The organism is Mesorhizobium sp. WSM1497 (assembly GCF_001672455.2).
Classification (GTDB): Bacteria; Pseudomonadota; Alphaproteobacteria; order Rhizobiales; family Rhizobiaceae; genus Mesorhizobium; species Mesorhizobium ciceri.
Window position 1 is genome coordinate 109,875 of the sequence record NZ_CP021070.1, and the last position, 22,444, is coordinate 132,318.

The following is a 22,444-nucleotide window of genomic DNA, read 5'->3' on the forward strand; positions in this document are numbered from 1 at the left end:
ATTTCAAGCATGAAATAGCTTGGCGTCACCATCGCTCGCGGGTATCGGTTCCAGCGGGCCGCACCATGTCCACCACGCAACGGACACCGCAGCTTTTTAAGCTTAAAACTTTCGCCTTGAAAAGCGCCGCACTTTGGATAAGCATTCCGGAGTCGATGGCGATTGCCGTGCCGGACGGGCTTGCCGGCCAGTCCATCGAGCAGACCAGTCCATCGTGCCGGCCAGCCATCGTGGGTGCTCCGGGTGGGAGTCTCAGTTCTTGTCGTTCATACTGCCCCAGTCATCATCCAACACGCGCCATGCCTTCGATGACGTGTGCGCGGATTCGCGGTCTGCAACACACAACATCGCCAACCGTGACCGCATGGTCGCTGCCTTGAATTGACGCCCTGCCTGAAGCGGGGCGGCAAATAACCGTGCGGGAGCAACCCGCCCGATCAACAACAGAGGGAACACAAATGAGCTTCACGCGTCGCAAACTGCTTCTTCTCGCCGCCGCCATCGGCATCGCCGCCGGCCCCGCCACCGCTTATGCCGCCGACATGCTCAATGTCGGCGCCTACCCCACCAACCCGCCCTTCGAATTCAAGAACGAGAGCGGCACTTTCGAAGGCTTCGAGGTCGACATCGTCAACGAAGCCGCCAAGCGCATCGGCATGACCACCGACATCGCCGATCTCGGTTTCCAGGCGCTGTTTGCCGCCACCACCTCGAAGCGCATCGACGTCGCCATCTCGTCGATCACCATCACGGCGGAGCGGCTGAAGTCACAGTCGTTCACGCAGCCCTATTATGATTCCGATATGGGCATCGCCACCAAGGCCGACAGCCCGATCAAGGCCGAGGCCGACCTCAAGGGCAAGATCATCGGCGTGCTGTCAGGCTCGACCGGCGAAACCTGGGTCAAGGCGCATCAGGAAGCCGACGGCTTCAGCGACGTGAAGGGCTACGACACGCAGCAGAACCTGCTGCTCGACCTCAGCGCCGGCCGCGTCGATGCGGCAGTCAGCGACATTCCGGGCATGGAATATTCCTTCACCAAGATGAAGGACCTGGTGGTCAAGGAGCGCATCAAGACCGGTGAGCAATACGGCCTGATGATGACCAAGGACCACCCGCTGCTCGGCAAGCTGAACGATGCGCTGAGCGCGATGAAGAAGGACGGCACGCTGGCCGCGATCCACAAGAAGTGGTTCGGCAGCGACGCGCCCGCCGACTCTTCGACCATGAAGGAAATGCCGCTGCCGAAGGCCTGAGCTGAAAGCTGCGGTAACATCGTGCCGGCTTTCCAGGCCGGCACGATTCTTTCACGCCTGGCCGCCGGCTTCTGCCGCAGATCTCCTGCCCTCGGCGGGCCCATCGAGTTTAACGTGAGCATTCTTTGCTCTGGGGTTCGGGAACGCTCCCATGTCGCTGATCGACACCTTCTTCAACCCCGACGTCATCATGTCCAGCCTGCCGGCGCTGCTGCGCGGCTTCCTGAACACGCTGCTGCTCGGCATTTTGAGCATCGGCATCGGCATCCCCATCGGCCTGGGGATCAGCCTGGTGCGGCTCTATGCGCCGAAGCCGCTGCGCTGGCTCGCGGTCGGCTACACCGACATCTTCCGCGCCCTGCCGGTGCTGGTCGTGCTGATCCTGATCTACTATGCGCTGCCCTTCCTCGGCATACGCCTGTCGTCCTGGGCATCGGCGGTGACAGCCTTCGCCTTCATCATGTCGGCCTACTCGGCCGAGGTGTTCCGCTCCGGCATCGAAAGCATTCCGCGCGGGCAGTTCGAGGCGTCGCAGGCGCTTGGCCTGCCGTTCCTCCTGACCTTGCGCAAGGTGGTGCTGCCACAAGCGATCCGCGTCGTCATCCCGCCGATGACCAGCAACTGCGTCTCGATGTTCAAGGACACCTCGCTCGCCTCCACCGTGGCGCTGCCGGAACTCTTGAAGGAGGCGACCAACGCGCAGTCGCTCTACGCCAACCCCTCGCCGCTGATCGGCGCCGCCCTCGTCTATCTCATCTTCCTCTGGCCGATGGTCCGCCTCGTCAGCCTGCTTGAAGAGCGCTTCAAGACCGAAAAGAAGCGCTGACCTCCGCCACCTGATCCCCGTCCAAGCCCTCCGCAGGAGCCTACCCGTGAATAAGCATCAAACCGACAATGCGAATGCCACCGCGTTCCCCGTCGACACCATCCGCGCCATGTTTCCAGCCTTGCAGCGGGCCGGCGATTTCATCTTTTTGGACAACGCCGCCGGCGCGCAGATCCCGCAGAGCGTGCTCGACGCGGTGACCAATCATCTGGTTTCGTACAATGTGCAGCGTGGCGGCCGCTATGGCCGCAGCGTCACCGTCGACCAGTCGGTCGCCGATGCGCGGACAAGCGTCGCTCTGCTCATCAACGCCTACAGCCCGGCGGAAATCTGCTTCGGCATGAATGCCACCTCGTTCATCCGCCTGGTCAGCCTCGGCATCGGCCAGATGCTGCAGGAGCGCGACGAGATCGTCGTCACCGACATGGACCATGACGCCAACATCGCGACTTGGCTGGCGCTGGAATCGGCCGGTGCGAAATTCAAATGGTGGCGGATGCGTGAGGACGGCAATCTGCATGTCGACGATCTGCGTCCGCTGGTTTCGGACCGCACCCGCCTGGTCGCCTGCACGGTCACGGCGCACTCGATCGGCTCGATCGTCGATGTCGCTGCGGTGGCTGAGATCGCGCATGCGGCCGGCGCCGAAGTGTTCCTCGACTGCGTGCATTACGGGCCGCATGGACTGATCGACGTGCAGGCCTGGGACTGCGACTATCTCGTCTGCTCCGGCTACAAGAATTTCTCGCCGCATATGGGCTTCCTGTGGGGCCGCTTCGAAACGCTGAAGCGGCTGCCGACCTTCCGCGAGGACTTCATCCCCGACGAGCCGCCCTACAAGGTCGAGGCCGGCACCTTCATCTACGAGAACGTTTCCGGCATGGATGCGGCGGTGCAGTATCTGGAACTGATCGGCCGCAATCTGGCGCCGTCCAACAACCGCTCCCGACGCGAAAACATCGTTGCCGGCATGGGCGCCATCCGCGACTACGAGCTGGTGCTGGCGCGCGAGATGCTGGCCGTGCTGAAGGATTGCGGGGCAACCATCTACGGCGTTGCCGACGAGGCGCGCATCCATGAGCGCGTGCCGACCTTCTGCTTCAACATCGGCAAATTGTCGCCGCAGCGCATCGTGGAGGAAATGGCCGAGATGCAGATCGGCATCCGCGACGGCCACATGTACGCGCCGCGGCTGATGAAGCGCCTTAACCTGTCGATGGACAGCGGCGCCATCCGCGCCTCGCTGGTCCACTACAACACGGTCGAGGAAGTCCGGCGCTTCGGCGAAGCTCTGCGTGCGATTGTCACGAAGCTGTCGTGAGAGGCGGCCTCTCCAGCGTCGTCATCCACGGGCGGAACAAGGGAGCGTAGCGACGCAGTGCAGACCCGAGGATGACGAAGAGACGTTAGGCCGCTTTCTTCTTCGCCAGCCTCGCCTTGATCGACGCGACGTCGGCGCGCGGTGTCGCCGCGAACAGCGTCCGGGTGTAGCTGTGCTTGGGATCGGCAAAGACCTCGTCGCGCGAGCCGTATTCCACCGCCTCGCCGAAATACATCACCATCACATCGTCGGCGATGTAACGCACCACGGACAGATCGTGGCTGATGAAGACATAGGTCAGCTGGAACTCATCCTGCAGGTCGGCAAGCAGGTTGAGCACCTGCGCCTGCACCGACAGATCGAGCGCCGAGACCGGCTCGTCGAGCACCAGCAGGCTCGGGTTCAGCATCAGCGCGCGGGCAATGGCGATGCGCTGACGCTGGCCGCCGGAAAACATATGCGGATAGCGATTGTAGTGCTCGTGGCCGAGGCCAACCTTCTTCAACATCTTCATCGCAAGGTCGCGCCGCTCGGACGCCGGCTTGTCGGTGTTGATCAAAAGCGGCTCGCCCAGCACGTCGCCGATCTTCTGGCGCGGATTGAGCGATCCGTAGGGGTTCTGGAAGACGATCTGCACCTTGCGGCGCATCTCCTTGGTCAATCCGCCCTTGGCGATGTCGACCTTGTTGCCGTCGATGAACAATTCGCCCGATGTCGCCGGATCGATCAGCGTGATGATGCGGGCAAGCGTTGACTTGCCGCAGCCGCTTTCGCCGACAATGGCCAGCGTCTTGCCCTTGTCGACCTTGAACGAGACCCCCTTGACCGCGTGCACGGTACGCGGCCCGGTGAACAGGCCGCCGCCGATGTGGTAGTCGCGGACGATGTTCTTGCCTTCGAGAACCGTGGTGCTCATGAGGTGGCTCCCGCAGCAGAAGGCGCCGGCTCGAACATCATGTCGGAAACGGTCGGAAGCCGGTCGCCGACGGCGTTCTCCGGCAAGGCCGACAACAGCGCCCGCGTGTAATTGCTCTTTGGCGATTCAAACAGCGACAGCACGTCGGCCTCTTCCATCTTGCGGCCCTTGTACTGGACGATGACGCGGTCAGCGGTCTCGGCCACCACGCCCATATTGTGGGTGATCATGATCAGGCCCATGCCGTATTTGGCCTGCAGCGAAACCAGCAGATCGAGGATCTGCTTCTGGATGGTGACGTCGAGCGCCGTGGTCGGCTCGTCGGCGATCAGCAGTTTCGGATTGCAGGCAATGGCGATGGCGATCATGACGCGCTGGCACTGGCCGCCCGACATCTGGTGCGGGAACGAACTCAGCCGCTCTTCAGGGTCGGCGATGCCGACCAGCTTCATCAGTTCGATGGCACGCGCCCGGCGCTGGGCGCGGTCCATGCCCATGTGGAAGCGCAGCACCTCCTCGATCTGGAACCCGACGGTGAAGCACGGGTTGAGGCTGGCGATCGGCTCCTGGAAGATCATCGAGATGTCCTTGCCGACGATCTTGCGGCGTTCGGACGGGCTAAGCTTCAGAAGGTCGACACCGTCGAAGGCCATGCGGTCGGCCTTGACGGTTGCCGTGTTGGGCAACAGCCCCATCACCGCCAGCATCGCCACCGACTTGCCGGAACCGGACTCGCCGACGATCGCCAGCACTTCGCGCGGCTCGATCGACAGGTCGATGCCTTGCACGGCCATGAACGGTCCGGCCGCGGTGTCGAAGGAAACGGTGAGGTTTTTGATCTCGAGCAGAGACATGCTCACGACCTCTTCAGCTTGGGGTCGAGCGCGTCGCGCAGACCGTCGCCGATCAGGTTGATGGCAAAGACGGTGATCAGGATGGCGAGGCCGGGGAAGGTCACCACCCACCAGGCGCGCAGGATGAACTCGCGCGCTTCGGCCAGCATGGTGCCCCATTCCGGCGTCGGCGGCTGCGCGCCCATGCCGAGGAAGCCAAGGGCCGCCGCCTCGAGGATGGCGTTGGAGAAAGACAGCGTCGCCTGCACGATCAACGGCGCGATGCAGTTTGGCAGGATGGTGACCAGCATCAGCCTGAGATGGCTGGCGCCGGCGACCTTGGCCGAGACGACATATTCGCGGGTCTTTTCGGCCATCACGGCGGCGCGGGTGAGCCGGGCGAAATGCGGCTGCAGCACGAAGGCGATGGCGATCATGGCGTTGACGAGGCCGGGGCCAAGCACCGCGACCAGCACCAGGGCCAAGAGCAGCGACGGGAAGGCCAGGATGATGTCCATGATGCGCATGATCAGCGTGTCGACCCAGCCGCGGCAGTAGCCGGCGAGCAGGCCGAGGATGACGCCTGAAATCAGCGCTGACGTGACAACGACGAAGCCGATGGCGAGCGAGAAGCGCGAGCCGTAGATCAGGCGCGACAGCATATCGCGGCCGACGGCGTCGGTGCCGAGCAGGAACTGCGCATTGCCGCCCTCCTGCCAGGCCGGCGGCGTCAGGAAGAAGTCGCGGAACTGATCGTCCGGCGAATGCGGCGCCAGCAGCGGCGCGAAGATGGCGATCAGGATCAGCAGCGCGAAGACGAAGAGCCCGATCACCGCGCCCTTGTTGACGGAGAAGTAATGCCAGAACTCGCCGAACATCTGCAACCTGGCGTCCTGCGGCTTGACGACGGTCGCGGCTTCGATGGTGGCGGGGCCTTCATTGCTCATGTCAGTTGGCCCGGATGCGTGGGTTGATGACGGCGTAGAGCACGTCGACGATGAGGTTCACCGACATGACGATCAACGCGATCAAAAGCAACCCGCCCTGCACGGTGAAATAGTCGCGCTTGGAAATGGCGTCGATCATCCATTTGCCGATGCCGGGCCAGGAGAAGATGCTCTCGGTCAGGATGGCGCCGGTGAGCAGCGTGCCGACCTGCAGGCCGATGGTGGTGACGACCGGGATCAGCGCGTTGCGGAAGGCGTGCAGGCCGATGACCCTACGCGGCGCCAGGCCCTTGGCGCGCGCGGTGCGGACATAGTCCTCACCCAGCACCTCGAGCATCGCCGAGCGCGTCTGCCTCGCGATGACGGCGAGCGGAATGGTGCCGAGCACGATGGTCGGCAAGATCAGGTGCGACAGCGCCGAACGGAAGGCGCCCTTCTGGCCCGAGATCAGGGAATCGATGGTCATGAAGCCGGTCACCGGCTTGAAGAAGTAGAGGAGGTCGATGCGGCCTGAAACCGGCGTCCAGTGCAGCATGCCGGAGAACACGATGATCAGCAGCAGACCCCACCAGAAGATCGGCATGGAATAGCCGGCCAGCGCCGTGCCCATGGTCAGTTGGTCGAACCAGGAGCCGCGGCGGATGGCAGCGAAAATGCCGGCGGCCACACCCAGGATGACGGCAAAGATCATGGCGAAGATGGCGAGCTCGACCGTTGCCGGAAAGCGGACAAGGAAGTCCTTGAGCACCGGTGTCTTGGTGGAAAACGAGGTGCCGAAATCACCGCCGAGGATGTTCGTCAGATAGGTCAGATATTGTTGCCAGATCGGCAGGTCGAAACCGAACTGGTGCATGAGCGCCGTGTGGCGTTCGGGCGACAGGCCGCGTTCGCCCGCAAGCACCAGCACCGGATCACCGGGCAGGATGCGCACGAAGCCAAAGGCGAGGATGGTTATCCCGATGAAGGTCGGGATGATGAGGGCGAGCTTGCCGAGGATATAACGCAGCATGGCGGGCGAGTGGGGGCGTCACCACATGGTGGCGCCCCCGTTTCGCAACCTTATTCGGCGATATCGACGCCGTCGAAGCGGTGGATACCGAGCGGATCCATCGCAAAGCCGGTGACGGTCTTCTGCATCGGCATGAACACCTTGGAGTGAGCGAGCGTCGCCCAGGGTGCCTGTTCCTTGAAGATGACCTGTGCCTGTTCATAGAGCTTGGTGCGCTCGGCCTGGTCCGAAACGGTCTTGGCCTTGTTGATGAGCGCATCGAAGTCCTTGTTGCACCATTCCGCGCGGTTGTTCGAACCGACGGAAGCGCAGCTCAGGAGCACGCCGAGGAAGTTGTCCGGATCGCCATTGTCGCCGGTCCAGCCGACGATGACGGCGCCGTCGTGATCGACCGCGGAAGCGCGCTTGAGGTATTCACCCCAATCGTAGCTGACGATCTCGACGGTGACGCCGACCTTGGCGAAGTCCGCCTGGATCAATTCGGCGGTGCGGCGCGCGTTCGGCATGTAGGGGCGCGACACCGGCATGGCCCAGACGTTCATCTTGAGGTCCTTGACGCCGGCCTCTTCAAGCAGCTTCTTGGCTGCATCCGGATCGTACGGATCGTCCTTCACTTCCTTGTTGTAGGACCACATGGTCGGCGGGATCGGGTTGACCGCCACCTGGCCGGCACCCTGGAAGACCGCGTCGATGATGGCCTTCTTGTTGATGGCCATGTTGAGCGCCTTGCGCACGCGCACGTCGTCGAACGGCTTCTGCTGGGTGTTGTACATCAGCGCGCCGACATTGAGGCCTTCCTGCTCCTCGACCTTCAGGTTCGCATCGGCCTGCAGGCCGGCGATGTCGGCCGGTGCCGGGTACGACATGATGTTGCATTCGCCGGCCTTGAGCTTCTGCGCGCGCACGGCCGGATCGGTGGTGATGGCGAAGACCAGATCGTCGATCTTCTGCTTGCCGCCCCAATAGTCCGGGTTGGCCTTGTAGCGGATGGCGGCGTCGGTCTGGTAGTCGACGAAGATGAACGGGCCAGTGCCGATCGGCTTCTGATTGAACAGCTCAGGCGTCTTGTCGGCCTGCAGCTTGTCGGCATATTCCTTGGAGACGACGGAGGCAAAATCCATGCCCAGCGTCGGAATGAAGGTGATCGCCGGCTCCTTGAGGGTGAACTTCACCGTCAGGTCATCGACCTTCTCGACCTTGGTGATGTTGTCGCCGAACTGGTCATTGTAATACTGGTAGGCAATGCCCGGAATGTACTGGAACCAGGGACCGTTCTTGTCGACCTGACGTTCGAACGAGAACACCACGTCGTCGGCGTTGAAGTCGCGCGTCGGGGTGAAATAGTCGGTGGCGGCGAATTTGACGCCCTTGCGCAGCTTGAAGACATATTCCTTGCCATCGTCGGAGATCGTCCAGCTTTCGGCCAGGCCCGGCGAGGTCGTCGTCTTGCCGTGATCGAATTCGACGAGGCGGTTGAAGACGGTGCGCGAGGACGCGTCGAACGTCTGGCCTGCGGTATACGGCGCCGGATCGAAACCTTCCGGCGAAGCTTCCGCGCAGTAGACCAGAGTTTTCGCATTGGCCATGCCGCCCAGGACGCTTGCAGCCAGCAACGCGGCTGCAAAAGTCAGCTTCTTATTCATTGAGCACTCCCTGATGTTCTTCCAAGCCCCTCTATCAGGCTCGCGAAGCGCGCATATAAGCACCGTTTTTCCGGCTTTGGAACACCCCGTTTGCTTACCCCGCGGGAAGCAGGAAAAAAATCCGCAACTTTGCCAAATTGCAGAAAAAATTAGCCGTTTCTTCCGTTCACGAGATTATTAACAGCCGAATTTTTTTATTGATCGCCAGGCTGACGATATAAATGTTCCCGGCGCTTCCGAGCGGCCGTGGGATGCGTCAGGACACCGCCTGGAGCGCTGGCGGCGGCAAAGACTTTCGACGGCAAATCTTTCGCCGCGTTGCCGCAAGGGCAAGACTTGCACGCTCACCAAGGGAGGCAATACATAGGGTGTAGCGGCCGCAGCGGAGGGCGCCCTTGCCAATTCAGGGGCGAGTGCGGCACGGATGAACAAGACTTGTCCAGGGAGGAACGGTTGGCAAAAGCATCAAGGACGACGGCGCCGGTGAAAGCGGGAGCCAAGGCGCCGTCGAAAGCAGCCGGTACTGCCAAGCCGAAAGCACCCGTTGCCAAAGCCGCCAAGCCGAAGGCGGCCGCGGCACCTGTAAGGGCAAGCACAAAGCCGGCGGCGAAAGCCCCGGCCAAGGCTGCGGCCGGAAAGACGGCGCCGGGGCGTAAAGCGGGTGCGGCAAAGCCCGCTGCCAGGCCGGCCTCGAAGGCCGCGGCGGCAAAGCCGGCCGACGCCACCGCCAACCGATTGCCGAAAGCGCTGACGGCGCTGGCCGCCGGCTTGCCGGAAAAGCCTTGGCTCAAGAGCTATCCGAAAAACGTGCAGGCGGAGATCGGCGCCCTGCCCTACAGCTCGATCGGCGATTTCCTCGTCGCCGCCTGCAAGCAGTTTTCCGCGCAGCCGGCCTTCACCTGCATGGACAAGTCCATCAGCTACACCGATGTCGAGCGGCTGTCGGCGGCCTTCGGCGCCTACCTGCAATCGAAGGGCCTGCAGAAAGGCGCGCGCGTCGCGCTGATGATGCCCAACGTGCTGCAATATCCGGTGGCGATGATGGCGATCTTGCGAGCGGGTTATGTGGTGGTGAACATCAATCCGCTCTACACGCCGCGCGAGCTCGAACACCAGCTGAAGGATTCCGGGGCGCAAGCCATCGTCATCCTGGAGAACTTCGCCAACACCTTGCAGGCGGTGATCGCCAGGACCGCGGTCAAGCATGTGGTGGTCGCCGCGATGGGCGACATGCTTGGCGGGCTGAAGGGCACGATCGTCAATTTCGTCGTGCGCCGCGTGAAGAAGATGGTGCCGGCATGGTCGCTGCCCGGGCATGTCAAGTTCAATGCCGCCATGAAGGCCGGCGCCGGTATGGGCTTCAGGCCGGCCAAGGTGGCAGCCGACGATGTCGCCTTCCTGCAATATACGGGCGGCACCACGGGCGTCTCGAAGGGCGCCACGCTGCTGCACAGCAACGTGCTCGCCAACGTCGCGCAGAACGCGCAGTGGATGGAGGACGCCTACACGATCAAGCCGAAACCCGCGCATCCCAACTTCATCTGCGCGCTGCCGCTCTATCATATCTTCGCGCTGACGGTGAACGCGCTGATGGGCATGCAGCAGGGCGCCCGCAATGTGCTCATTCCCAATCCGCGCGACATCCCAGGCTTCGTCAAGGAATTGCAGAAATATCCGGTGCACATCTTTCCCGGCCTCAACACGCTGTTCAACGCGCTGCTCAACAATGAGGATTTCCGCAAGCTCGACTTCAAGCCGCTGGTGCTGACGCTGGGCGGCGGCATGGCGGTGCAGAAGGGCGTCGCCGAACGCTGGAAGGCGCTGACCGGATGTTCGGTCACCGAAGGCTACGGCCTCTCGGAAACCTCGCCGGTGGCCACCGCCAACAAGTTCACCGCCGGCGACTTCACCGGCACCATCGGCTTGCCGCTGCCCTCGACGGAGATCGCCATCCGCGACGAAGACGGCAACAATTTGCCGCTCGGCGAGGTCGGCGAAGTCTGCATCCGGGGGCCGCAAGTGATGGCGGGCTACTGGAACCGGCCGGATGAGACCGCCAAGGTGATGACCAAGGACGGCTACTTCAAATCCGGCGACATGGGCTTCATGGACGAGCGCGGCTACACCAAGATCGTCGACCGCAAGAAGGACATGATCCTGGTCTCGGGCTTCAACGTCTATCCCAACGAGCTCGAGGAAGTCGTGGCGATGCATCCGGGTGTGCTCGAAGTGGCGGCGATCGGCGTGCCGGACGAGCATTCAGGCGAGGTGCCGAAACTGTTCGTGGTCAGGAAGGATCCGGCGCTGACCGCCGAGGCACTGACCGCCTTTTGCCGCGAGAACCTGACCGGCTACAAGCGGCCCAGATACATCGAATTCCGCACCGAACTGCCGAAGACGCCGGTCGGCAAGATCCTGCGGCGAGCGCTGCGCGAATGATTGCAGCCGTCGGCGCGGATGCCGTAGATGCACCTTGCCGTCCTGACCCGGCAGAGTTCATCAGGACGAACATGCGCCTCGCCCCGGTGCCGTCGGTGCCTGAGATCCAGCTTTTTACACCGCACCCGGCCAGTGGCCTGAGACGGCTTACCGATACGCACCAAAGCGCTGACGACGAAGACGACACGATCGAGGCGGACAACAATGGACCTGAGCCGCAGCCGCCTTACTGGGCTTACGTGTGGGCCGGCGGCGCGGTGCTTGCGCGCCATATACTGGATCATCCGCAAACGGTAGCCGGTCGCCGCGTGCTCGACCTTGGTGCCGGCTCCGGCCTTGTCGGCATCGCCGCAGCCAAGGCCGGTTCGCGCGAAGTGATCGCCGCCGAGATCGACCGTAACGGCGTTGCCGCGATCGGCCTCAATGCCGCGGCCAACGGCGTCGAGATCGCCATTGTCGACAAGGACATTACCACGGGTCCCCCGCCGGCGGTCGAGCTCGTGCTTGCCGGCGACGTGTTCTACGGCCCTGAGGTTGCTCTGCGGGTTATCCCGTTCCTCGACCGCTGCCTGGCGGCCGGCATCGAGGTGCTGGTCGGAGATCCCCGCCGCAACGACCTGCCGCTGTCCCGGCTGCGGTTGGTCGCCGAATACCGGGTGCCGGATTTCGGCGACGCGAAGGGGGCTGCGACGAGGCTTAGCGGCGTCTTTTCGTTTGAGGAGGGAGCGCGCTGACGCCACAGAGCAAGCCTAAATTCTACTCATTGTGGACAAACATCGAGGGCAGAAAATAGATTCGACTAGCCGTTGGTCGGAGAAGTCGAGTGGCGTGGATTAAAGTTGTTCAACGTATCGGTTTCACAGTTTGCCCAAAATGCGAAAATCGGGGCTTCGATCTTCAGCCAGGCGAAGACATCGACAGCGCAAAGCGCCAAGATCAGGTGCGGCAAATGCGGGTACGTTTGTTCTGCTGATGAGTGGCCCATTGTGTCTGAAAACAAACCAGAAGCTCGATAGTTTCCATGGACTGCTCCCCCATCTCGGCCATTGGCAGAAAATCCCGAGGTGAATCGAGTTTGACCTAGCCTTTCCCGTCAGATCGTCTCCTTGACCCGTGCCGACAAAAAATCCGGCAGGTCGGCGACCGAATCCAGGACAACGTCGGCAATGCCGGCCAGCGATTCGCGGGTCCCAGTGCCGGAGAGCACGCCGACCGCCAGCCCGCAGCCGCCGGCTCGTGCCATTTCGAGGTCGTGCCGGTTGTCGCCGACCATGGCGATTTCCGCCGGCTTGAGGCCGGTGAGATCGCTAAAGGCCTGGATGGTGTCGGGCGCCGGCTTCGGATTGGCCACCGCGTCGTAGCCATAGGCCGCGTCGAACAATTGAGCGACGCCGAGCGTGACCAGCGTCTTTTCCGCGCCGCTGGTCGAATCGTTGGTGGCGACGCCAAGCCGGTAGGATTTCCTGTGCAGTGCCGTCAGCGTATCGACGATGCCCGGCAGCGCCACAGCCATCGCCGAGCCTTGCACGGAGGTGATCTCGTTGAAGCGGGCAACCGCAAGCATCTGGTCCTCGTTGGACAGGCGCGGGAACCACAATTCGACGACGTCGAGATTGGTGCCGGAGGCAAAGATGGAGTCCGGCTTGAAACGCTTGTTGGCGAAATCGAAGCCGGCAGCGGCCAGCAGCCTGTCGGCTTTCCAGCGATCGCCTTCCGACGCATCCATGGCCATGAAGTCGGCAACGCCGAGCCAGGTGGCGTTGAAGTCGACAAGCGTGCCGTCCTTGTCGAACAATATTCCCTTGATGTCTGCCAAGCTTTTCACTCCGAGCCACGCAAATGCTGGATGAATCCCACAAGGCCAGCGGTCGATGCATCCCGATTGGCGGCACTTTCCTTGCCCTCCACGACAGGCAACAGGCCGGTGGCCAGTTCCTTGCCGAGTTCGACGCCCCACTGATCGAAGGAGTTGATGTTGAACAGCGTGCCCTCGACGAAGACGCGGTGCTCGTAGAGCGCGATCAGCCGGCCGAAGGTGCGCGGGTCGAGCTTTCTGTAGAGGATGGTGACCGAGGGACGGTTACCCGAGAAGACGCGGTGCGGCGCGATCTTGTCGACCTCGGCCGGCTTCATGCCCTTGGCCAGCATCTGGGCGCGCGCCTCCTCCAGCGTGCGGCCCTTCATCAGCGCTTCCGACTGCGCCAGGCAGTTGGCGAGCAGCAGATCGTGCTGGTGCTTGAGATTGGGCTCGTGACCGATGGCCGCGGCAAGGAACTCGACCGGAATGAAATCCGTGCCCTGGTGCAGCAGCTGGAAGAAGGCATGCTGGCCGTTGGTGCCGGGCTCACCCCAGACCAGCGGTCCGGTCGGCGTCGTTACCGCCGTGCCTTCGAGGGTGACGCTCTTGCCGTTCGATTCCATGTCAAGCTGCTGCAAATAGGCCGGCAGCCTGGACAGGCGCTGGTCGTAAGGGATGACGGCGCGCGCCGGGTAACCGCAGATCACGCGATGCCACCAGCCGACCAGTCCCAGCAGCGCCGGCAGGTTCTCCTGCACCGGCGCGGTGCGGAAATGCTCATCCATCTCATGCGCGCCATCAAGGAAGGCGCGAAAATTCCGCGGGCCGACAGCGATCATCACCGGCAGGCCGATGGCGCCCCAGAGCGAATAGCGGCCACCGACCCAGTCCCAGAAGCCGAAGACGCGATCGGGCGCGATGCCGAACTTGGCCACCAGGTCGAGCGCGGTCGAGACGGCGGCGAAATGCTTGCCGACCGCTTCCTTGCCGAGCGCCTTCTGCACCCAGTCGCGCGCCGTCTGCGCATTGGTCATCGTTTCGACGGTGGTGAAGGTCTTGGAAGCGATGATGAAAAGCGTGGTCTCGGCGGAGAGGCCCTTCAGCGTGTCGTGGATATGGGCGCCGTCTATGTTGGAGACGTAATGCGCGCGCGGCCCGTCATGATAGGGCGCCAGTGCCAGCGTCGCCATGGCCGGGCCGAGATCGGAACCGCCGATGCCGATGTTGACGATGTCGGTGATCTTCTTGCCGGTGGCGCCGGCCGCCTTGCCCGAGCGCACGGCATCGGCAAAGGCGCCCATGGCGTCGAGCACGGCGATGACGTCCGCCTTGACGTCCTGGCCATCGACGGTGACGCCCTTGCCGGTCAGGTTGCGCAGCGCCGTGTGCAGCACGGCACGGTCCTCGGTGACGTTGATCTTCTTGCCCGCGAACATGGCGGCGCGGCGGCCTTCGAGATCGGCGGCCTGCGCGAGCTTTTCCAGCAGCTCCATGGTGGTCGCGTCGACCGCGCATTTCGACCAGTCGAGCAGCAGATCGCCGTCGGTGGCGGAGAATTCCACGAACCGCTTGGGATCGGCGGCGAAGGCCTGGCGCATGCTGGCGGGCGCCGCCGCGCGGTGGTCGCGCAAGGCGGCGAGCTGTTTTTGAAAGGACGATTGATCCACTGCCAAACTCCGAGACCTCGAGCCATCATTACGGACCGGATGTTTCCGGCGCGTGTCGTCGCGACAATCTATCGGGCCGAACTCCACCCGTATCAATGCGCAGCGATGACGCACACTCACACGCCGCCATGACGCACGATGTCATCGCCGGGATGAAGCGCCGCGTCACCCCACGATGCCGCAACGCGGCATCAAAAGGACGTGAAGGATCACTGGCATAAATCCCAACGATCAGAAAAATTGATTGGCGCAACCCCTTGTGCCACGGTTACGTTCGGCTGGTCCAGCCAAACGAAAAAGGCTGGCCATCGAGGAAATCCCCCATGCCACAGCGAAACGACACGGCGATATGGTCCGGCCTGTTCCGGATTTCGGCCGAATCCGGCCAAACCCTGCAGGCGCAGATCCGCCAGGCCATCGTAGCCGCCATTCTCGACCGCCAGATCGCCGCTTCGATGCCGCTCCCTTCCTGCCGCATCCTGGCCGAAAAACTCGGCGTCGCGCGCGGAACCGTGGTGCTGGCGTTCCAGCAGCTCGTCGACCAGGGTTTCCTGGTGGCGCGCGAGCGGCGTGGCCATTTCGTCAATCCCGATGTGCTGGCGACACCGGCCAAGCCGCACCAGAAGGCGCCCGACCAGGCCAATGAGATCGACTGGAAGGCACGCCGCAAGATCGCCGCAAGCGACATGCCGCCGCCGGCCAAGCACGAGAACTGGATCAAGTCGTCCTATCCTTTCGTCTACGGGCAGTTCGACCCGGCGCTGTTCCCGACCGCTGAATGGCGCGAGTGCAACCGCATGGCGCTTGCCGTGCTGGAAATCCGCAACTGGGCGTCCGACATGGTCGACCGTGACGATCCGCTGCTGATCGAGCAGATCCAGGCGCGGCTCCTGCCCCGGCGCGGCATCTTCGCCAATCCCGACGAGATCATCGTCACGCTGGGCGCCCAGAACGCGCTCTACATGCTGGCGACGCTGCTGATGTCCAAGGGCTCCAAGGTGGCGATGGAGGACCCCGGTTACCCCGACGCGCGCTCGATCTTCCGCCTTGCGGGCGCAGAGATACAGCCGGTGCCGGTCGACCAGTCCGGCATCGTAACTGCTTCTATTCCCAATGATTCCGGCTTCGTCTTCGTCACGCCCAGCCATCATTGCCCGACCATGGTGCCGTTGTCGGCGGAACGGCGGCAGGATCTTCTGGCGCGCGCCAACCGCTACAACCAGATCATCATCGAGGACGGCTATGACAGCCAGCTTCTCGACGAGGCACCGCAGCAAGCGCTGAAGAGCCTCGATCGTTCCGGCCGCGTGGTCTATGTCGGCTCGATGTCCAAGACGCTGGCTCCCGGCCTGCGGCTCGGCTACATCGTGGCGTCCGCCGGACTGATCGCGGAGCTCCGGGCGCTGCGCCGCTTCATGCTGCGTCATCCGCCGGCCAACAATCAGCGCGCCGTCGCACTGTTCCTGTCGCTCGGCCACCACGAGGCGCTGGTGCGGCGGCTGTCGTCAGCCTTCGACGAGCGGCGCAAGCGGCTGGTCCATGCGATTTCCGCCTTCCTGCCGGAATGGCGCTCGACCGATTCGGCCGGCGGTACGTCGCTGTGGCTCGAAGGGCCGCGCGGCACCGATTCGCGCGGGCTTGCCGAGGCAGCGGCCTCGCGCAGCGTCATCATCGAGCCAGGCGACCGCTTCTTCGATCGCACTGAAAAGCCTTCGCGTTTCATGCGGCTGGGCATCTCGTCGATCGCGCTACAGCACATCGAGCCAGGCATCCGCGAACTGGCCACGGCCGCCGGACGCAGACCCGCGGCCGCCTGATCCATCATCGACCTCTCGTGACCGGAGCCGCTCGCAGCGGCTCCGGTATTTTAGTTCTGGCACATGGAACTGAGCCAGCTGGCCCATAGGATGGGCCAGTGCCGGCGGCATAGTCGGCGTCATCAGGGGAAGAAGCAGGCCGATGGTGGACCAACCGCCACGAGTTCCTGCCGACGAAGTTGGAGTGCTCCATGCCAGTGGCTGTCGAACAGCAGGACACGCCGGCGAACCGTCGTCCACAACGCTCCGGTCTTCGCGAAACAGGACATGCCATGCGATCATCTCCCCTGGTGGAGGATACCAGACCACAGCACAAGGCCATCGAGGGCGGCGGCTACGGGCCGCTTCGCGGGGATGACCGCGAGCGTATCCACGAAGGCGTGCTGACGCTTCTGGAGACAGTGGGTTTCGCCAACGCCATTCCTTCCTGCATAAAGGTACTGACCAAGGTGGGGGCGATCCATGGCGACGATGGCCGGGTCCGCTTTCCGCGCGCGCTCGTGCTCGACACCATCAAGCGGGCGGCACGACATTTCACGCTTCATGGCCAGGACCCCAGGCACGACATGGTGGTCCAGGGCAAGCGCGTGCACTACGGCACGGCAGGCATCGCCGTGCACCTGGTGGATCTGGAGAAGCGTGAGTACCGCGAATCCAAGCTGCAGGATATTTATGATGCCGCCCGCATCGTCGACGGGCTGGACAACATTCATTTCTTCCAGCGGCCGATGGTGGCGCGCGACATCGCCGATCCGCTGGAGATGGATTTCAACACGCTTTATGCCTGTGTGATGGGAACATCGAAGCACGTCGGAACATCCTTCACGGTGCGTGAGAACGTGAAGCCTGCACTTGAAATGCTGTACGCCATCGCCGGAGGCGAGGAGAATTTCCGCGCCCGGCCATTCGTTTCCAACTCCAATTCATTCGTCGTGCCGCCGATGAGGTTCGCCGAGGATGCCTGCGGCGTGCTTGAGGCCTGCGTCGAAGGCGGCATCCCGATCCTGCTGCTGTCGACCGGCCAGTCCGGCACGACGGCACCCGCGGCGATGGCCGGCGCCGTCGTGCAGGCAGTGGCCGAAGTACTGGCCGGCTTGGTCTATGTCAACGCGCTCAAGCCCGGCCATCCGGCGATCTTCGGCGCCTGGCCGTTCATGTCCGACCTGCGCACTGGCGCCATGGCCGGCGGGTCGGCCGAGCAGTCGGTGGCAACGGCGGCCTGTGCCCAGATGGCGCAATTCTACGACCTGCCCGGTGGCTCCGCCGCCGGCATGACGGATTCGAAATTGCCCGACATTCAGTCCGGCTACGAAAAGGGCATCACCAATGTGATGGCCGGCCTCTCCGGCCTCAACCTCGTCTATGAGGCGGCCGGCATGCATGCCTCGCTGCTCGGCTTCTGCCTGGAGAGCCTGGTCATCGACAACGACATGCTCGGTCATTGCCTGGGCTGCGCGCGTGGCATCGACGTGACTGACGAAGCCCTGTCGATCGACAGCATCGCGGAGGTCTGCCTCAAGGGTCCGGGCCACTATCTCGACAACGAACAAACGCTCAAGCTGATGCAGACCGAGCACTTCTATCCTGCCCTCGGCGATCGTTCCTCGCCGAAGGAATGGAACGAAAAAGGCCGGCCTGATATATTGCTGCGTGCGATCACCGAGAAGAAGCGCATTCTTGCCGAACGATTTCCGCGCCATGTGCCAAAACAGGTCGACGACAGATTGCGTGCCCGTTTCGGCAACCTGATCCACCTGCCGCGCACGCATATGGGCGGCTGACCGGAGACAAGTCTCGTGCAGCCATACAGCCATACACGACCAACCATCGGGCAGAACGACAAATGAGTGTGCATCCTATCCAGCAAGCCCCCACCGACGGCGACGCGATCGATCGGCTGGTGGCATCTCATCGGCCAGGCCACGGCCTGGTGCGTGCCTTCTATCATGACCCGGCGATCTTCGAACGCGACATGGAACGGGTCTTTCGCCGCCACTGGCATTGCCTGGCCCACGCCAGCGTTATCCCGAACCCCGGCGATTTCGAGCTGTTCAAACTAGGCGACGAGGCGGTCATCCTGACACGCGGCATGGATGGCACCGTGCATGCCATGCTCAACGTCTGTCGCCACCGCGGCGCCGAGGTCTGCACCAAGCAGAAGGGCAACGCGAAGATGTTCGTGTGCCCCTACCACGCCTGGACCTATTCCAATGACGGATCGTTGCGCGCTGCCCGCCTGATGCCGAAGGATTTCGACCGCACGGCGCACGGGCTGAAGAAGCTTCATGTCCGCGTCGCATCCGGTCTGGTCTTCATTTCCTTCGCCGAGACGCCGCTCGATTTCGATCCGATCGAACAGTCGCTGCGAACGAGCTGCGGCCAGTATGGCTGGGGCGACGCCAAGGTTGCGTATCGTCAGTCCTATCCGCTCGACGCCAACTGGAAGCTCGCCGTCGAGAACTATGTCGAATGTTACCATTGCGGGCCGGCGCATCCGGAATATTCGCAGACGCATGCGCTGGAAAAGCCGGCAGAAATGATCGAGCAGCTCAATGCGGCGATGGAGCAACGCACCTGCGCGCTCGGCATCGAGATCGGCAGCGCCAACCGCTGGCAGAACTCGGCGGCCGGTCAGGAAGCAATCCACACCTTCCGCTATGCGCTCTATGACGGCGTTTCGAGCGGCAGCCAGGATGGATCGCCGGTGGCCCCGCTGATGGGACGCTTCTCCGACTATGACGGTGGCGTCACTTCCATCCATCTCGGCGGCACGACCTTCCTCGTATGCTATCCCGATCACGGCATGATCTACCGCTTCATCCCGAAAACGGCTGGCACCTGCGAGATGGAACTGATCTGGCTGGTGCGCGGCGACGCGGTCGAGGGCCAGGATTACGATCTGGAGAAGCTGACCTGGCTGTGGAAGATCACCACCCAAGAGGACAAGAAGATCATCGAGCACACTGCGCGCGGCGTGCGCTCGCACTATTTCGTGCCCGGACCTATCGCGCCGATGGAATACAACGAACTGCGCTACATCGGCTGGTATCTCGAGGAGATCAGCCGGGCCTGAACGGCTCGGCTGCCTTAGAGCATTCACCGTTTCACGGAAACGGCGATCTGCTCTAACTCTTTGTTTTGACGCAATTCTAGACGGAAAACCGCTCACACTTTTCCTAGAATTGCTCTAGGAGAATCAGGCAGATCTTGCCTTTCGCGTCATTCCGCGCTGAGCCCGTATCGGTCGACGACTTCGGGGTTGATGAGCTTGGCATGCAGCGTCATCAGCACGATCTGCGCGTCGAGGCTGTCACCGGCTTCAAGCGCCGCCTCGATGCGGCGCTCGGCTCCCAGCGTCCGCTCATGGCCATTGGCTTGCTCGAAGGTTTCGGGACCCGCGATGCAATAGCTGCATAATTGTGCCACCGACGCATAGGTGCCCGGTGGCGGCTCGTCGGGCCAGCGATCCTTCATGAGATTGACGAGGGTAAGCTTCACGCCCTCCGGCACAAGGGCTGGATGCAGATCGGCGCCGCGCAATGCATCGTCGAGCTGCCTCAAGTCGCCCGAACGGCCGAACATTCCGAGAAAGCCGAGGGAAGATCGCCGTCCGGCCATGATGTTTCCTTCCATTTCCAGCCCACTTAGGTGGTGGGCAAGCGGATTGCAAAGGCGGTGCTGTCTAACCAGCCGCCGCCAGCAAGATCCCTGCAAGGGCAGATAGCGCGAGTGTCGGCAGCATGCCGACTTTCAGCTTCAGGATGGCGACCATGGCGGCCACGGAAAGCAAGGCCGCGCGCCAGTCGATCGACGAAGGCACCGGCACGTTCATGCCAGGGCCCGTCGCGTGCACCTCACGGAAGATGACGTGCAAGGCAAACCATAGGGCCAGATTCATAATTACCCCGACAACGGCGGCGGTGATCGCGCCCAGTGCGGCCGACAGTGCCTTGTTGCCGCGCAAGGCCTCGATGTAGGGCGCACCGAGGAATATCCAGAAGAAGCAAGGCGTGAACGTCACCCACAGAGTGAGCAAAGCCCCCAGCGATCCGGCAACCAACGGGTCCAGCGAGCCGGAATGGCGGAACGCGGCGATGAAGCCGACGAACTGCAGCACCAGGATGAGCGGCCCTGGCGTCGTTTCGGCGAGCCCAAGGCCATCGACCATTTCACCCGGCGCCAGCCAGCCGAAGGACTGGACGGCTGCCTGTGCGACATAAGCGAGGACCGCATAGGCGCCACCGAAGGTGACGACAGCCATGAGACTGAAGAACCGGCCTATCTCGGTCCAGACGCTTGCAGAGCCGGTGAACCACCAGATCAAAAGAACAGGCCCGAGCCAGAGCGGCAGCCAGATGGCGACGGTGCGCGGTGCATGCCATCTGGTCGGTTTGACATGGGCCAGTTCGCCACGCTCGAACATCAGGTCGACCGCTCCCTTGAAGTCGGCAACATCGTCCTTGCCATGGGCCGAGCCGGAAAACAGGGCGGGAGCAATGCGATCCCCCAGCCATCCCGTCAGGCCGGCTAGCAGGACGATGAGCGGAAAGGGCACATTCAACGCATAGATGGCGATGAACGCCGCGACCGCGATCGACACCATGACCCGGTTCTTGAGGGCACGCCGGCTGATCCGGACCACCGCCTCGACGACGATGGCAAGCACAGCCGCCTTGACCCCGAAAAACAGCGCCGCGACAAGCGGCACGTCTCCATAGAGGACGTAGAGGCTGCTCAAGGCGAGCATGACGAGCGCGCCCGGCAAGACGAACAGGATGCCGGCGACAAGGCCGCCGGCCGTCCTGTGCAGCAGCCAACCGATGTAGATGGCGAGTTGCTGGGCTTCCGGGCCAGGCAGCAGCATGCAGTAGTTCAGCGCGTGCAGGAAACGCCGCTCACCGATCCAGCGCCGCTCCTCGACCAGTTCCTTGTGCATCAGCGCGATCTGCCCGGCCGGACCGCCAAAGCTGAGCAATCCGATTTTCGCCCAGACCTTCACGGCCTCGGTGAAGGTCGGTGCAGCCGGCACCGGGACGGTTCCCGCCTTATTGTCCGGGACAAGAGCGGTCACGACGGCTTACCCGCAGCCGGCCAGTTGTGCGTTTCTTCGGTGGCGTCGCGACACCAGCGGAAGAACGCGTCGTAGAGCAGCATGCCTGCTTCCAGTTGTTCCAGATCGTCGCGGTACATACGCGACAGACCAAGCGAGGCAGCCAGAAAGCCGGCCGCCTGAGGCACCAGGTCAAGGCTTGCAGTGTCGGCCGCCCGCACGATTGCAGCGAGGCGATCGAGCGCCGCGGATTCCAGCCCGAACTCCTCGATCATCGTGTCGAAGGTGCAGCGCTCGCCGCGATGGCTCCAGAACACATTGTCGATGTCGAACGGCACGGCCTGAAAGCGGTCGGCAACAGCCAATACTTCAGCGGGTTCGACGAACAGGAACACCGCGTCGGGGTCGACGAAACGCCGGATCAGCCACGGGCAAGCGATGCGGTCGACCTTCGGGCGCGATCGCGTCACCCAGACGGTGGCGCCCTTTTCATTGCGTGGCGGCATCTTGGCGGTGCGGGCCAAAAGCCCTCCGGCATCGCGCCAGGCCTCAAACCCGCCTTCGAGAGATTCAGCTGATATCCCCTCATGGCGCAGCCATGCGGTCACGCCTTGCGAGAGCTTTTGCCCCCTCTGGCAAACGACGGCCACCGGCTTGCCGGCGAACGTGGCCGCCCAGGTTGAAACGGTTTTGAAATCGCGACGGCACGACGCCGGCAACAGCCGCGGATCGGCGTCGAAATCTTCATCTATGCGAACATCGACAATGACTGGGGCGCCCGGCAGACCTATGAGCCGGGACAATTGCGGTACGGTGATAGCGGTTGTTGACGGCATGGCGTCCACCTCCTGAAAAGAGAAGCTTGGACGCGAACGTTGGGCTGACGCCTCACGGGGTCGTCGCGATGCACCCCTTGTCATGA

19 protein-coding genes are annotated in these 22,444 nt (G+C 63.0%); 8 read left to right on the plus strand and 11 right to left on the minus strand.

Annotated features, from left to right (window positions below; genetic code table 11):
* Positions 1 to 25 precede the first annotated feature (25 nt).
* Entirely contained in the window at positions 26 to 229 is a 204-nt protein-coding gene (locus A9K65_RS00530) for a hypothetical protein (RefSeq protein ID WP_086081281.1), read from the minus strand.
* 229 nt (positions 230 to 458) lie between these two features.
* Between A9K65_RS00530 and A9K65_RS00535 the strand changes: the two genes are divergently transcribed.
* From A9K65_RS00535 to A9K65_RS00545, 3 genes are all read left to right on the plus strand, one after another.
* Positions 459 to 1,256, plus strand: coding sequence for an ABC transporter substrate-binding protein (locus tag A9K65_RS00535; RefSeq protein ID WP_064995753.1), 798 nt, complete (start codon positions 459 to 461; stop codon positions 1,254 to 1,256).
* Between the two features lie 151 nt (positions 1,257 to 1,407).
* Complete coding sequence (locus A9K65_RS00540) at positions 1,408 to 2,082, plus strand: amino acid ABC transporter permease (protein WP_013527987.1); 675 nt, start codon at positions 1,408 to 1,410, stop codon at positions 2,080 to 2,082.
* A gap of 46 nt (positions 2,083 to 2,128) precedes the next feature.
* A complete protein-coding gene (locus A9K65_RS00545; protein WP_064995754.1) occupies positions 2,129 to 3,403 on the plus strand; it encodes a cysteine desulfurase-like protein in 1,275 nt (424 codons plus the stop codon).
* 85 nt (positions 3,404 to 3,488) lie between these two features.
* On the opposite strand, the gene A9K65_RS00550 is transcribed toward A9K65_RS00545, so the two are convergent.
* The 5 genes from A9K65_RS00550 to A9K65_RS00570 all read right to left on the minus strand — a co-directional run bounded on the left by A9K65_RS00550 (position 3,489) and on the right by A9K65_RS00570 (position 8,751).
* On the minus strand, positions 3,489 to 4,319 hold the full coding sequence (locus A9K65_RS00550) for a dipeptide ABC transporter ATP-binding protein (protein WP_013527989.1): 831 nt from the start codon (positions 4,317 to 4,319) through the stop codon (positions 3,489 to 3,491).
* Complete coding sequence (locus A9K65_RS00555) at positions 4,316 to 5,173, minus strand: ABC transporter ATP-binding protein (RefSeq protein WP_064995755.1); 858 nt, start codon at positions 5,171 to 5,173, stop codon at positions 4,316 to 4,318. The genes A9K65_RS00550 and A9K65_RS00555 overlap by 4 nt, the downstream gene beginning before the upstream one ends.
* A 2-nt stretch (positions 5,174 to 5,175) precedes the next feature.
* Complete coding sequence (locus A9K65_RS00560) at positions 5,176 to 6,030, minus strand: ABC transporter permease subunit (RefSeq protein WP_224618710.1); 855 nt, start codon at positions 6,028 to 6,030, stop codon at positions 5,176 to 5,178.
* A gap of 70 nt (positions 6,031 to 6,100) precedes the next feature.
* Positions 6,101 to 7,108, minus strand: a complete 1,008-nt coding sequence (locus A9K65_RS00565; protein WP_063169936.1) for an ABC transporter permease subunit — start codon at positions 7,106 to 7,108, stop codon at positions 6,101 to 6,103.
* 50 nt (positions 7,109 to 7,158) lie between these two features.
* Positions 7,159 to 8,751, minus strand: a complete 1,593-nt coding sequence (locus tag A9K65_RS00570) for an ABC transporter substrate-binding protein (protein ID WP_013527993.1) — start codon at positions 8,749 to 8,751, stop codon at positions 7,159 to 7,161.
* A 453-nt stretch (positions 8,752 to 9,204) separates the two neighbouring features.
* Here A9K65_RS00570 and A9K65_RS00575 point away from each other — a divergent pair, with 453 nt between their 5' ends.
* Both A9K65_RS00575 and A9K65_RS00580 read left to right on the plus strand, forming a co-directional pair.
* Positions 9,205 to 11,190: a long-chain fatty acid--CoA ligase gene (locus A9K65_RS00575; protein ID WP_064995756.1), complete on the plus strand. Its 1,986-nt coding sequence runs from the start codon at positions 9,205 to 9,207 to the stop codon at positions 11,188 to 11,190.
* The gene (locus A9K65_RS00580; RefSeq protein ID WP_064995757.1) at positions 11,187 to 11,924 is read left to right on the plus strand and encodes a methyltransferase; all 738 of its coding nucleotides are present in this window, start codon (positions 11,187 to 11,189) and stop codon (positions 11,922 to 11,924) included. The genes A9K65_RS00575 and A9K65_RS00580 overlap by 4 nt, the downstream gene beginning before the upstream one ends.
* A 359-nt stretch (positions 11,925 to 12,283) precedes the next feature.
* On the opposite strand, the gene A9K65_RS00585 is transcribed toward A9K65_RS00580, so the two are convergent.
* Positions 12,284 to 13,006 carry an HAD family hydrolase gene (locus A9K65_RS00585; protein ID WP_013527996.1) on the minus strand — a complete coding sequence of 241 codons (723 nt, stop codon included), beginning with the start codon at positions 13,004 to 13,006 and terminating at the stop codon, positions 12,284 to 12,286.
* A 5-nt stretch (positions 13,007 to 13,011) separates the two neighbouring features.
* Positions 13,012 to 14,655 carry a glucose-6-phosphate isomerase gene (pgi, locus tag A9K65_RS00590; protein WP_084016316.1) on the minus strand — a complete coding sequence of 548 codons (1,644 nt, stop codon included), beginning with the start codon at positions 14,653 to 14,655 and terminating at the stop codon, positions 13,012 to 13,014.
* Between the two features lie 323 nt (positions 14,656 to 14,978).
* Between pgi and A9K65_RS00595 the strand changes: the two genes are divergently transcribed.
* From A9K65_RS00595 to A9K65_RS00605, 3 genes are all read left to right on the plus strand, one after another.
* Positions 14,979 to 16,472 carry a PLP-dependent aminotransferase family protein gene (locus A9K65_RS00595; protein WP_024503382.1) on the plus strand — a complete coding sequence of 498 codons (1,494 nt, stop codon included), beginning with the start codon at positions 14,979 to 14,981 and terminating at the stop codon, positions 16,470 to 16,472.
* A 191-nt stretch (positions 16,473 to 16,663) separates the two neighbouring features.
* The gene (locus A9K65_RS00600) at positions 16,664 to 18,253 is read left to right on the plus strand and encodes a trimethylamine methyltransferase family protein (protein WP_024503381.1); all 1,590 of its coding nucleotides are present in this window, start codon (positions 16,664 to 16,666) and stop codon (positions 18,251 to 18,253) included.
* 62 nt (positions 18,254 to 18,315) lie between these two features.
* Positions 18,316 to 19,545, plus strand: coding sequence for an aromatic ring-hydroxylating dioxygenase subunit alpha (locus A9K65_RS00605; RefSeq protein WP_064995759.1), 1,230 nt, complete (start codon positions 18,316 to 18,318; stop codon positions 19,543 to 19,545).
* A 146-nt stretch (positions 19,546 to 19,691) separates the two neighbouring features.
* Here the strand turns inward: A9K65_RS00605 and A9K65_RS00610 are convergent, their stop codons facing one another.
* From A9K65_RS00610 to A9K65_RS00620, 3 genes are all read right to left on the minus strand, one after another.
* Entirely contained in the window at positions 19,692 to 20,090 is a 399-nt protein-coding gene (locus A9K65_RS00610; protein ID WP_024503380.1) for a hypothetical protein, read from the minus strand.
* 64 nt (positions 20,091 to 20,154) lie between these two features.
* Positions 20,155 to 21,543 carry a chromate efflux transporter gene (gene chrA, locus A9K65_RS00615; protein ID WP_064995760.1) on the minus strand — a complete coding sequence of 463 codons (1,389 nt, stop codon included), beginning with the start codon at positions 21,541 to 21,543 and terminating at the stop codon, positions 20,155 to 20,157.
* Complete coding sequence (locus tag A9K65_RS00620; protein ID WP_064995761.1) at positions 21,540 to 22,358, minus strand: chromate resistance protein ChrB domain-containing protein; 819 nt, start codon at positions 22,356 to 22,358, stop codon at positions 21,540 to 21,542. Before A9K65_RS00620 ends, chrA begins: the two co-directional genes overlap by 4 nt.
* Positions 22,359 to 22,444 lie beyond the last annotated feature (86 nt).